Here is an 11,049-nt window from a genome sequence, read left to right as displayed (position 1 = left end):
ATAGGAACATGGACCTGTTATGGGTACCATGTCGGAGATGGTGCACACACAGTTACGGGGCCATGGGTGATCACTACGCAAATGTATGACATCGGGTCAACAGCTGGATCCGAATCGGTAATGACGCAAGGCTTTGAGCTTGTGGATCTAGATACGGAGTTTCAGCGCGCAATCACCGGAGGTACAGGACAATATAAACGTGCACGTGGCGAGCAGAAGCAAATCTTCCGTGGATTTAATCTGAGCCTAGGAGTCGCATTGCAGGTTGAATTGCGAATGAAGAATTGACTTCACATATCGGACAGGGGCGGGTCAAGGGGTATTCCACCCGCCCACTCGTGTTTTAACAGACAAACTTATGTGGATAACGTCTGAACCTTCTTTAAAAAGCTGTCTCTCAAACTAAATCTACCTCCCTTATATAAATGATCCCATTTTTTCATATATGTCGCTCTTACTCGGTGAACAGCAATTGGAGGCAATATGAAAATCTCAAATCAAACGAATGGTCCCATAGAGTTTGTTGGAGGCTCCGATCAAACTATTAAACCTTTAGAGTTTGTTGGAGGCTCAACTCTTACCTATATAAGGCCAGCAGAAAGACCGGACAAGGCAGATCCTCCCACGACTTCGATTCCCACAGAAGCAATTCCACCAGGAGGAACGAAAGACCAGATTTTGACAAAAGGTGAAGCAAAGCAAATGCAGGCCACAGCTCTGCAGCGCCAATCGGAAGTAGCACTCACTACAACCTTGCAGCGGACGGAATTGAACCGCCGGTTGAATACTACGATTCCACAAGCGTTGTCAGTAGAACAGCTGAATGAAATGGCCCGCCGCAAAGGTGTTCCCCAACAGTCGATGGATGAAGTTGCAGCGCGCTTACGTCAACTACCACCTGGAGAATTTCAGCGGGAATCGCGAATGATCCAAGAATTTTTGGGCACTCCCAACGCACAGCAAGCGTTTCAGGTTTATCAAGATCTAAATCACCTTCGTCAACAAAGTTCCCGTATCACTCCTGAAATAACGCGAATGCTAACAATGGGCACCGGACAATCACGCGCTGAATCACACGAAGGTCATGAAGGAGTTCTTTCACGCGCTTCAGCAATGCGTGCAGCCGAGACTCTAAATCAAATGCCTCTATCTGAATACAATCGGATCGGCGATTTACTCAACCGCGCTGGCACGGGATCGCGAAATGCAAATGCTTCCGCTGTTACTGAACAAACACTGATTTTGAAGGCAGTCGGTGCACGCGCCAATCAGTTTGATTCAAGCCCCAGCAATCTTGCGAGGACCGAACGTGGGCAAGGCTTCTTAGCTACTATGCAAGTCGAAGCTTTTGCAAATGACATCAGAGGTCTCGATCGGAATGTTCTCATTCGATACACATCGGGTATCGATACACGCTTGAGAACACAGGAGATTCCGCAATCAATTCAACAAAAACCCAATTCCCACCATCCGTCAGTTCCGACGGATCCCAAAACAAGCGATCCCTTTTCAGACCGCGTGAACCAACTACTGAACGGGAGCTCCTGGTTTAACGTTGAAACTACAAGTACTTCTGCTCTGAATTTATTTCGGGCTGAGCAAGATCCCGCTTATGCATTTGCTATGAACCGTGCCCGATATGACGGCATCAACAGCGAAACATTCAAAAACGAACGGGTTGTTGGCTCAATGGCCGATTTATTGCGCCAGAACACTGGCCAAACCTATAACGAGTATGAGCTTCCTAGAACTTATCAAGATTGGCTTAATGGAGGGCATGCTTACGAGGAAGCAAAATCTGCCGCAATCGAAAGAATCGCTGTCAACCTCAATGCGGGACATGACGTAATGATTAGCAGAGAGGGTGACAACTATCGAATGATTACTAATATCCGCAATCAAGGATCACAACGAGAATTTCTAGTGACGGACCAAAGAGGGACAACAGACTGGGTCAGAGAGTCGGACCTCAGGCTGGACAGATACTTTGTAGCGATATGATCCGGTTTTTTTCGGAATCTCGCTCTTACTCAATGAACGGTAATTGGAGGCATTATGAAAATCACAAATCAAAATCTTACGTATGTAAAACCAGTCGAGAGACCGGACAAAGCGGTTCCCTCTACGACTTCGATTCCCACCGAAGCGATTCCAAGAGGATATTCAGAAGATCCTTATTTGACTAAAGAAAAAGCACAGCAAATGCTGATGGCACAACAGCAGAAAGCCAATGTAGCAATGACCTCCGCAGTACGACAATCAGAGTTGAATGAACAATTGAGACCGATCGATGAACGATTGAATACGAAAGGCGACCAATTCATCGGAGACTCAAAAACGATTGCACAATCGGGAATCAATTTGCCTGGATGGGATGCAAAATCAATTGAAGCCGCAAATCGGGATGAACTCAGCAAGATTCTGGAAGGTGATAAGAAAGATCCATCGGGACAGAAAAATTATTTGGACGCACTGAATAAATCAAATCCAAGCAGTGATGAACAAATCATGAAGGATGCTGAAGAACTTATCAAACAAAAAAATGTGCTAGAAGGTGGAAGCAAGCTAGGAAATAAAGTTCGTGATGTACTTGCGGCGCGGGGAATTTCTGGCGCCTATGCGGACCGCATTGATGGTGGAGCAAGCCCAAAAGTGGAACGCGAAAAAGACAATGGGACAAGAGTAGGTCCAGATGTCTCAACTCTAAGCCCTGCGTTTGAACCAGGCAAACAACCATGGGACTTCAAAACGGAGCACGAGTTAATGGGTGGAATCACCGGCAATGCTCCGGCAAAAAAAACAACGAATGATCCGCCGGTCAATAGACAAAGAGTAATTTTTCAGGAAAACGGTGTTGAGGTTGTGATGAATTCAAATGGAACGCGAGAGGTGCATTCACGGCATGACAATGATGAAAGCAAAAGGATAGTACCTGGGTCCAGCGCCGTTAGAAATGATCCGAAAATGAAGACGGCCGTATTTGTGAAGGGTGAGAAGGACGGAACGGAATACCTTGTTCTAATTCCAAAAGAGAAAGGAGTGGAACCGACTATATATATTTTCAACAATGATCACGAAGGTAAACCTGATGGAATGATGATTCTCAAAAATGGAATATACAGCGATCCAGATGGTCAGCCGATTAACGAAGATCCGAACAAAAAGCGGCCGGTTGAAGATGAGACTCCCCGTGGGAAAGTCGATAAAGCTGATGCCTTAGGATTTCAAAGAAAAGGTCCGGTAGATCCGGCACCGGAGCTATTGTCCGGTAGGAATGAAGCGCAGATTGATCGGCTGGCGGAAGGAGTGGCGATTGGAATCATGAGCAAAATTAATCCGAAGCCATATGATAGCGGCGGTTCTTCCGGACCGATTGTTGTTGGTGGGAATCCAATCGCGGATCCGCTTGAGCCGCCGGTTCCAAAACGCACGAACGTTAAACCACGCAAGCCAGATGGTCCGGTTGGACCAGGTGACAATTCACCGGTAACTCCAGGCTCCGGCGGAGAGCAACTAACTGATCCAGATAATCAGGATACAGTTTCATAATCCGCGGGATCTGTATGAAACATCTCGCTTAAAGACACTAAAGTGGAATCCATCTGGAATTTATCAAATTGAAACGTCTGTACACAATGAAGGGGAAACGTTACAGATTTTCCTTTCGTCGAATGTATTGACTAAAAATGGAGGTATTGTGTCATGGCCATTCCACCGATTCCATTATCACCGAGTTACAGAGAAGCAATCAAAACCGAACCACAGCCCGTACAAACGAAACCGGCTGTTCCGATCGACATTAATGCACCTGTCAGGGTCAACGGCAAACCGGTTTCCAACAAAGATGATGCTGCAGCAAAAGCCTCCGAACACAAGCTCTGCGGACAAGTTCAGGAAGCAAAGGTGCGTTCGATATATGAATCGACAAAAGATCAACAAAATGTGTTTATAAACGGAAAACAAGCCCATCGTAAAGATGACCAAATTAAACATTGTGGAAAGGACAATATTGAAGAAAAGACGTAAATCTTAATCGCTTATTGTTCCAATATAAAAAAGGGAGACTAACATGGATATCAGATCGAATATTAGCAACCTAGATCCGAGTGAAGTAGGACAACTAATCAAGCAGCGCCGGCTTATGATTTCCTCTGTATTCTAAAATCAAAGCTGTATTCGTTCTTGATAAAAGGAAGACATTCTGCGGGTAGGACTCTATATCATTCGGCCTCCCGCTTCCGCAGGCAGGCTCCATTCGGAGACCAGCGCGCGTAATGAAGCTGTTTTTGTGGGATTACCACAAGCTCACGAACGACGGAACCATCCGGATTCAGAGTGAGAAAGTGGGAATCCAGATTTCCACGGGAGGGAACCCATCGAATAAATACAATCTGCTTTCCGTCCGGTGACCAGTCTGCGCTTCGCACATCATCCGCCACTTTCCGAACTTCTCCTCCCAAAACGGGGACACGATACAAAGAGGAAACAGAACCTTCCGTTCGGATGAACAGAAGAAAGGAACCATCGGGAGAGAATCTCGGAAAATCATCCGGCCCGTCTGTCAGCGCAATTTCATTTCCACTCTTGAGCTGTTTGAGCCAGATTTTTGGAGCGCCATCACGGTCTGAACGGAACGCCACAAGCTCACCGTTCGGTGAGACAGCGGGAGAGGAATCCGAACCGGAATACGTGAGTGAACGAAAAACAACCGGTTTTTGCGCAGGTTTTCGGCCGGCCCAGTAAATAGCTGCAGCAACAGAAAGAATTACGGCAGTGAGGATCGCGAACAAGAATGCTGCCCGGCTGCTCTTACTGCTCTGCAAGTACGGCCTGGTTTCTCCCGAAGTGACAATCTCCGCAAAATGATCGCGCAAGCTTTGCAGGTCGCGCGCCAGATCGCGTGTGGAAGCGTAGCGCTCCTCCGGATCCTTCGCCATGCAGCGCTCAACGATCCATCGCAGTGGTCCGGGAATTGCGGCATCGATCGACGAAACTGATTCCGGTTCTTCCCGAATGACGGAGGCCATCGTTTCAGCGGCAGTCTCTTTTGCAAAAGCTTTTCGACCGGTCACCATTTCATACAAAATAGATCCGACTGAAAACTGATCCGATCGAAAATCGACTAGTTTCCCTGCAGCCTGCTCAGGGGACATATAAGCTGCAGTCCCCATAACCACTCCTGCGCTTGTTTCAGTTTGAACATCGGATGTTCCGGGAGTCGGCGCATAACTGAGTTTTGCAAGTCCGAAGTCCAGGATCTTAACAAAGCCATCACCATTCACCATCAGGTTTTCCGGTTTCAGATCGCGATGAACAATACCCGCTTCATGAGCTTTTGCCAGCCCATCTACAAATTGCGATGCAATTGAGATGACTTTTTTCAGTGAAATACGCCCGGCCTTAATGATCTCATGAAGATTCTTGCCGTCTACGAACTCCATCGCGATGTAGGGCGTCGTGTCTACAGTTCCGATGTCGTAAATGGTGACAATGGCGGGATGATTCAGGGCCGAAGCAGCGCGCGCTTCCTGTTCAAAACGATGCATGCGTTCCGGATGAGAAGCAAACTGTCGTGGCAGCACTTTAACGGCAACATCGCGCCCGAGCCTCGTATCCTTCGCGCGATACACTTCGCCCATTCCCCCTGAACCGAGCGGGTCAAGAACTTGATACGGACCAATTTGGATTCCCGCAGATACCGGCATAATAAATCAACGATCATACCATGCCTGTCGATTCTGGAGCGCCGGCATTGTAGAGCGCAGGCTGAGGCCTGCGCTCCATAGCACATCAGGGCCAGATCGGATTGCGGAAAGGAGTGTTAATGGGAAAAGAAAGTCCAAAAGTGCGATCCAGTGTCTGAATCAGCTCTTCCCGTGTTTTCAGCTCTCGCGTTTCTTCTTGGTCGCCGCGATCGATGACAAACATTTTGTTGCGCAATATGAATCGCGCTTCGGGAGTAGGCTGTTGAACAGTCAGAGTCTGCACAAATCGGCTTTCCGGATGAGTGCTTGTAAACCAGCTGGCCACTTGAAAATCAACGGGTTCACGCCCTTGGGGAACGAATGCATATAAGTCCATCCAGCGCTCCGCGCGAAATATTTGTAACACCATCATTGGACCTTCTTCCACGATTCGATACTTCCACAAGAATTGATCGTGTTCATTGCCATCCATCGAAACAGGCAGGAGAAGGCCGTCCCCTCCAAAACCAACGTCCGCAAGATATCTTCCGTCCTTCAAAGTCACGATCAGCAGCATGTGCGTTCGCGGCGTCACTATGGATCTGCCCATCCTTACGCGGGCTTCACACGCAATAACGTTAAAACCGATTTCAGTGAGCACGGCCTGAAACAATGTGTTCTGTTCAAAACAGTAACCGCCTCTGTTGTTTTGAACCATCTTCCGTTCCAACGATTCCAGTTCCAATGAAATATTTTTTCCCAATTGAATATCAAGATTTTCAAAAGGTATGTGTGTTGCATGGTGTAGATGAATTTTCTGCAAAGTCTCCAGATCAGCTATTGCCGGACCACTCCAGTTGATTCGCTGAAAATATGTTGTGATATTCATAGGATAAGAATAAACGAAACTGGTAGGGGCGGCCCTTGTGGCCGCCCGGAAACATTCAGCTCTGATGTGCGGGCGGGGACAAGCCCCGGCCCTACCAGCTATACTAGAGACTGAATGATTGGCAAATCGATTTCTCATTACAAGATTATTGACAAGTTGGGTGGTGGTGGAATGGGGGTTGTGTATCGCGCCGAAGATACCAGGCTCGGTCGCAAGGTTGCTCTGAAATTTCTGCCTGCGGAAATGTCGCAGGATCCGCAGTCTCTGGAACGGTTTCAGCGGGAGGCTCGCGCAGCTTCTGCGCTGAATCACCCGAATATTTGCACCATCTACGATATTGATTCAGCAATTCCAGTTGATGATTCGGATCCAACTTCCGAACAGAGTTCAATCCATTTCATTGTGATGGAAATGCTGGAAGGGCAAACTTTGAAGCACCGGCTTATGGAAGGTCCGGTCCCCATCGATCAGTTGTTAGAGCTTGCAATTCAAATCGTTGATGCTCTGGATGCTGCGCATTCGGAAGGAATCATTCACAGAGATATCAAGCCGGCAAACATATTCATTACAAAGCGTGGGCAAGCAAAAATTATGGATTTCGGCCTGGCGAAATTGATGCCGGCACAGAAAGCAACTACCATCGGTGGAGGGATTTCCGCGCTGGAAACTGCGATGCCGGAATCGCTAACCAGTCCCGGCATGACGCTTGGCACCGTCGCTTATATGTCACCCGAACAAGCGCGAGCCGAAGAACTGGATGCTCGCAGCGATTTGTTTTCGTTCGGCATTGTCCTTTACGAAATGGCGACAGGAAAGATCGCGTTCACCGGAAGCAGCAATGCGGTCGTGTTCGATGCAATTCTCAACAAGCAACCACCTTCCCCGTTGCGTTTTAATCCATCGCTTCCTCCGGAGTTGGAGCGAATCATTTATAAAACTCTGGAAAAGGATCGCGACATACGCTGTCAAACCGCGGGAGAGCTGCGCGCAGACTTGAAGAGGCTCAAACGGGATTCTGATTCCTCAAAGTCGGCTATGCATACCGCGGCTTTCGCAGCTGCGACAGTGGATTCTTCAGGCAGCGCCGCAGCAGCTCCAACACAACTCTCAGTAAAACCCGCGCTCAAAACTTCGCGCTGGAAATGGTTACTTCCTATTTGCGTGCTGGCAATTGCAATTGCTGGATTTCTTGTCTATCGCAGGCCTGCCGCAAAAATAACAACACCGGCTCAGGTTACAAAAATCAGCCAGTGGAACAAACCAATTCAATCTGTGGTTTTATCGCCGGATGGAAGGACCATTGCGTTTGGTTCGCCGGTCGGTTCGGTATCACAGGTGTTTGTCATGCTTACATCCGGCGGCGATCCACTTCAACTTACCAACGATGAAGGGGGCAAAGAAATTGATAGCTTTTCTCCGGATGGCAGGGAGATCTATTATCGTCGCAGCAGTGGTCGGGATGAAGCATGGGCCGTTCCCACTTTGGGTGGTACCCCGCGCCGTGTATTATCCGGCATAGAGTTACAACCATCTCCCGATGGAAATTATTACTACTACTTAAAGTCGGACAGTAAAGGAGTATTTCGCACCGGAAAATCCGGACTCAACGAAGAAGAGATCTATTCCTTTGACAATACAACCATGACCCCTCAAGGACTTTTGCCTTATCCTGATAACAAGAATCTGCTCATAGCGACCAACTGGCCAAGTTCCGCTGGAGCGCAACGAACATATAAACTGGACACTTCAACCGGAAAAATTGAAGACCTTGGGCGGATTGAGGAAATCGTAGGAAGCGCATCCTGGTTGGAACCAGGAAAAAGTGTTGTGTTTGGACGCAGAGTCAATGGGATCGCGAATCTTTGGAAATATGAGTTGAGCGATCGGACTGTGACTCAAATTACTTTTGGCTCGGGTCCGGATTTTTCGCCGATGCCGGATCCTTCGGGAAAAGGAATCTATTACGTCAACGGCAAAATATCCGGTTCACTTGTTAGCTACAATGTCAAAACCGGAAACACGTCGGAAATTATTTCACAGCTTGCCAGCCAGCCGATCATCTCACCCGATGGAAAACGTGTCCTCCACATTAGATTCATTGATCCGGGGAAGAGTGAAGAATTATGGGTCTCGGATATTGATGGACGAAATGCACTCAAACTTGCGTTCGCTTCCAGAATGGGAACAGGATTCTGGTCAGCCGATGGATCGCGTCTTATTTTCTTCGCAAGAGAAACCGGTGAAGACATTAGAGCGTATATCATTGGAGTAGATGGCCGCGGACTGACACCCATCGAGTTGAGAGGTCAAGACATTCAGAATGTGACCTGGTCCGCTGATGGTAAGCACCTTTACGCAACCACTCAAGAAGGTAATAAGACCGCTATTTGGAAGACGGACTCTGATGGCAGGAATCCGCAGAGATTCCTGGAAAATTGTTATGCCATGGAAGCAACACCGGATGGAAAATTTCTACTGGGTGTTGTTCTATCCGGTAAGGATACGGGCATCTACCAAATAGCTCTCGATTCGAGGGAACGTATTTTATTGTTGCCGGGCGTTCAGACTTTTTTGGTACGTATGGCACAGGATGGCGAGGCCTTCCTATACACAGTTCCCGGACGTGGTGAGATTCTGTTCTACCGTCAGGAGTGGAAAGCAGGAAAAATGATCGGTGAACCTAAACTCGCGCTGCACTTACCATTCGCGTTTCCGCTGGAATTCTTCGGTAATGCGTATGACTTCTCGTCTGACCTCTCTACGATTGTGTATGCAAAGCCGGGAGGTCAGGCAGATCTCTACTACATGACCTACTCAACCGCCTCCAGATAGTTTTTTGAACAGAAGATAACAAAGGAAACGAAGATAGCGCATATAAGGGAGCGCAGGCTGAGGTTGTTGAAAAAGGTGGTAGGGGCGACCCTTGTGGTCGCCCGCATGGTTGTAGTGCGACGACACGGGCGGGGACAAGCCCCGCCCCTACTACTAAATCAACAGCCTCGGCTTCCAGCCTGCATAAGGGACCGCAGGCCTCCGGCCTGCCTGCGGACTGGAAGTCCGCAATCCCCTATGCGGGCAAGATGCCGGCGCTCCCTTGTGACAACCCGCATTCGTTATGGAATGGAACTCGACAGATCGTTGCGATGGATGACGCCACCTTTCATGACGAACTTGATCCGCTGCAATTCTGTAATGTCATCCAAGGGGTTGCCCGCAACAGCAATCAAGTCGGCAAACTTGCCCTGCTCAATAGACCCTACGCGATCTTGCCATCCGATCACTTCCGCGGCCAGGCTTGTTGCGGAAACAATTGCATGCATCGGACTTTCCCCCTCTTTCACACGCAATTCGAATTCACGCGCATTCTGACCATGCGGGAACACACCTGCATCAGTGGAAAAAGGAATGCGCAAGCCGGCCTTGAGCGCCTTACGGAAAGTTTTAGACCGGAACGCTGCCATCTCGCGCGATCGTTGAATCTCAGAATCGGGAATCCCCAGTTTCTTTCCTTCTTGAATCACCGCATCGCCAACATAAAGAGTGGGAACGTAAAAAGTTGGCCGGGTTTTCAACATTTCGATTGCTTCATCATCCATCATCGATCCATGATCGATTGTGCGAACGCCGGCGCGAATCGCCGTTTTGATCCCTTCGGCTCCATGAGCGTGAGCCGCTACGTAACGGCCCCAGCGTTTTGCTTCCTCAACGGCAACCTGTATTTCCTCATCCGAGTATTGCTGAGCGCCTGGTGAAATCCCTTTGGAAAGCACCGCACCTGTTGCAAGAATTTTGATGAAATCCGCTCCCTGTTTCAGATTGGTTCGCACAGCGAGCCTGACCGAATCCACCCCGTCGGCTAGATTCCGGACTATCGGAACATCCACATATATGGAGAATTGCCTTGCGTCGCCCGCTCCACCTGTGGAGGAAACATAATTCCCTGCGACCACCAGACGCGGGCCAACAATGGCTCCCTTATCGATTGCATATTTCAAGTCCACATCAGTGAAAGGCCATGTAGGGCCCATGTCACGGCAAGTTGTAAATCCTGCCATGAGTGTGTCCGTTGCGTTCTTCGCGCCAAAAAGAGCATCACGCCCGGGAGTTGATTTCAGGAGAACCTCCTCCCAGTGCATACCAACTTCACCGGTTAAATGAGTATGCAAATCAATAAGCCCGGGTAGCAATGTAGCGGAACCAAGATCAATTACCCTTGCATTCTCCGGAACCGGCAAATTATTTCCAACAGCTTCAACGCGATCTCCTTTCACCAGCACAACAGCCGGTCGAAGGGGAGCGCCTCCTTTGCCGTCGATTAACTGCGCGGCGCGGATCACGATGAGCGGTTCCTCCGCAGATGAAATCCATGGAAACAGGACAAGCAGAATTAAGAGTGATGTCGTCTTCATTTAGTCCGCAATTATAAGATAAAATGTCCCCTATGAAACGCAGAGAATTCTTGAAAGCGGGCGCCTT

Annotated in this window: 8 protein-coding genes; 5 read left to right on the top strand and 3 right to left on the bottom strand. The window is 48.7% G+C overall.

What is annotated here, in order from left to right; all coding sequences use genetic code 11:
* From L0156_15480 to L0156_15465, 4 genes are all read left to right on the top strand, one after another.
* The coding region (locus tag L0156_15480) for a hypothetical protein (GenBank protein MCI0604398.1) at nt 1–288 on the top strand (288 nt) is incomplete at its 5' end.
* 195 nt (nt 289–483) lie between these two features.
* Nucleotides 484–2,001 carry a hypothetical protein gene (locus L0156_15475; GenBank protein MCI0604397.1) on the top strand — a complete coding sequence of 506 codons (1,518 nt, stop codon included), beginning with the start codon at nt 484–486 and terminating at the stop codon, nt 1,999–2,001.
* Between the two features lie 54 nt (nt 2,002–2,055).
* The gene (locus L0156_15470) at nt 2,056–3,549 is read left to right on the top strand and encodes a hypothetical protein (protein MCI0604396.1); all 1,494 of its coding nucleotides are present in this window, start codon (nt 2,056–2,058) and stop codon (nt 3,547–3,549) included.
* Nucleotides 3,550–3,702: 153 nt separating this feature from the next.
* On the top strand, nt 3,703–4,026 hold the full coding sequence (locus tag L0156_15465; GenBank protein MCI0604395.1) for a hypothetical protein: 324 nt from the start codon (nt 3,703–3,705) through the stop codon (nt 4,024–4,026).
* 194 nt (nt 4,027–4,220) lie between these two features.
* On the opposite strand, the gene L0156_15460 is transcribed toward L0156_15465, so the two are convergent.
* Together L0156_15460 and L0156_15455 are read right to left on the bottom strand one after the other, a co-directional pair.
* The gene (locus L0156_15460) at nt 4,221–5,705 is read right to left on the bottom strand and encodes a serine/threonine-protein kinase (protein MCI0604394.1); all 1,485 of its coding nucleotides are present in this window, start codon (nt 5,703–5,705) and stop codon (nt 4,221–4,223) included.
* A gap of 85 nt (nt 5,706–5,790) precedes the next feature.
* Nucleotides 5,791–6,573, bottom strand: a complete 783-nt coding sequence (locus tag L0156_15455) for an arylamine N-acetyltransferase (GenBank protein ID MCI0604393.1) — start codon at nt 6,571–6,573, stop codon at nt 5,791–5,793.
* A 114-nt stretch (nt 6,574–6,687) separates the two neighbouring features.
* Here L0156_15455 and L0156_15450 point away from each other — a divergent pair, with 114 nt between their 5' ends.
* Nucleotides 6,688–9,405, top strand: a complete 2,718-nt coding sequence (locus tag L0156_15450; protein MCI0604392.1) for a serine/threonine-protein kinase — start codon at nt 6,688–6,690, stop codon at nt 9,403–9,405.
* Nucleotides 9,406–9,686: 281 nt separating this feature from the next.
* On the opposite strand, the gene L0156_15445 is transcribed toward L0156_15450, so the two are convergent.
* Entirely contained in the window at nt 9,687–10,982 is a 1,296-nt protein-coding gene (locus tag L0156_15445) for an amidohydrolase family protein (GenBank protein ID MCI0604391.1), read from the bottom strand.
* Between the last annotated feature and the right edge of the window lie 67 nt (nt 10,983–11,049).

It is taken from the genome of bacterium, assembly GCA_022616075.1.
Lineage (GTDB): Bacteria > Acidobacteriota > HRBIN11 > JAKEFK01 > JAKEFK01 > JAKEFK01.
This window is presented reverse-complemented; position numbering and strand designations above follow the sequence as displayed.